At 52.0% G+C, this 1,661-nt stretch carries 1 protein-coding gene and 1 pseudogene; both read left to right on the top strand.

The features are described from left to right. Positions 1–399 (top strand): annotated as a pseudogene (locus KIH26_RS16860) (hypothetical protein); the annotation flags it as partial. 201 nt (positions 400–600) lie between these two features. Beyond that, complete coding sequence (locus tag KIH26_RS16855; RefSeq protein ID WP_213446857.1) at positions 601–1,464, top strand: DUF5131 family protein; 864 nt, start codon at positions 601–603, stop codon at positions 1,462–1,464. Positions 1,465–1,661 lie beyond the last annotated feature (197 nt).

Here is a 1,661-nt window from a genome sequence, read left to right as displayed (position 1 = left end):
GAAACGCATAGCGCTTTCAAGATCGCAATTCCCAGCCTGCACCACAGCCATCAATTTGGCAAGGGTGCGGTTATGGCATCGTTGGCGCGTTTTCAAGGCAAGTTCAAATTCAAAATTGAACCCTTCATCGCCACCGAGCTTAAACAGCGTATCGCGTGGCGTTTGTACGGCGCAGGAAAAAGTCTTGACGACATCGGCGAGTATTTGACCGTAAACAAATCGACGGCAAGCCGCTGGTTGCAAAAAATGCCACCCGTAGTCAAGGTCAGCATGACAGACGAGGAGATTGAGCAAGCGCTCGAAGCCATCGAATGCTTGCCCAGCGAGAAAAAGAAAGCTGAACCGCGCCCTGCTTTTTCTGTTCAGCATTCTGGTCAATCAACCCGAAAAGTTCGTTGACCAACCCATCAAGTCGATGCTCAAAAATCGTTGCAAACCACCCATGCAACTCATGCAACACGTGCAACGCTAGTCTCTAAGTGGGATGGCGCTGCACAGTTTTTCTTCATTTTTCAATCACGGCCACGGCAAATGCTCAACAGGTGCTGCTGGAATCAGCCCAAAGCGTTGCTGTGGCCATTATTTTTCTTAGGAGCCGTCATGGCACAGTTTTCAAAAATCGAGTGGACCCACCATACCTTCAATGGTTGGTGGGGCTGCGTCAAAGTTAGCGCCGGATGCGACCACTGCTACGCTGATGCGTGGGCAAATCGCATGGGACACAGCGTATGGGGGCCTCATGCACAGCGCCGTATTCTTGGCGATGATCATTACCGCCTACCGATCAAGTGGAATAAGCTGGCACTTGAAGCTGGGGAACGCCACCGCGTGTTCTGCTCTTCAATGGCTGATTTCTTTGAGAACAACAGCCAGCTTATCGAACCGCGCCAGCGCATTCTCAAGATCATCGAGCAAACAACCCAACTCGATTGGCAGGTACTGACCAAGCGCCCCCAGAATATCCGCAAGCATCTTGGCAAAGACTACGATTACCCGCCCAATCTCTGGTTGGGCACTAGCGTGGAAGATCAGCATGCCGCCGATACGCGCATCAAGTATTTGCTGGAGCATGACCGTGCGGCAGTTCGCTTTTTGTCCTGCGAGCCCTTGCTTGGCCCTGTGGACATTCGCAAATATCTTGCGCCGAATGCGAAGGGGGCAAAGATTGATTGGGTCATCATTGGTGGCGAAGCAGGCGGAAACTCGCGCCCGGTCAACCCGTTGTGGATCGCAAGCCTGATCCGTCAATGCCAAGAGTCCGGCGTGGCCGTATTCTTCAAGCAATGGGGTGATTACTTGCCCAATCACTGGGTCGATGGTGATGGCAAACGCCGCAAGGTGATTCCCGTGTTCAAGCGCAATGGTGATGAAATCTTGATGGCTCGTGTGGGCAAGAAGGATGCTGGCAACGTCATCTTCCGCAAGCAATGGTTGGAGTATCCTGAAACACCGTTCACCCGTTAATCCGACCCGCCCTCAGTATCTTGCGACCAGCACGGTTCTGAGGGCTTTTTTACGATCAAATTGACCTGAAAAACAGGTGCTCTGAGTGTGGTTCGTGCGGATTCTAATTTGATGACGTGAAGTGTCGCAGCGTGCTTCTAATAGAGTGTAGTCGGTACATGTACTGGTGGATGAGAAGTTAATGAACCGATGAGCAG

It is taken from the genome of Variovorax sp. PCZ-1 (assembly GCF_018413605.1).
Lineage (GTDB): Bacteria > Pseudomonadota > Gammaproteobacteria > Burkholderiales > Burkholderiaceae_C > JANMDU01.
The sequence above is the reverse complement of the archived record's forward strand: the minus strand, read 5'-3'. Positions and strand labels throughout refer to the sequence as shown.

Coding starts and splice junctions, on each gene's coding strand:
- KIH26_RS16855 (WP_213446857.1), top strand. CDS start 601: ATGGCACAGTTTTCAAAAATCGAGTGGACCCACCATACCTTCAATGGT.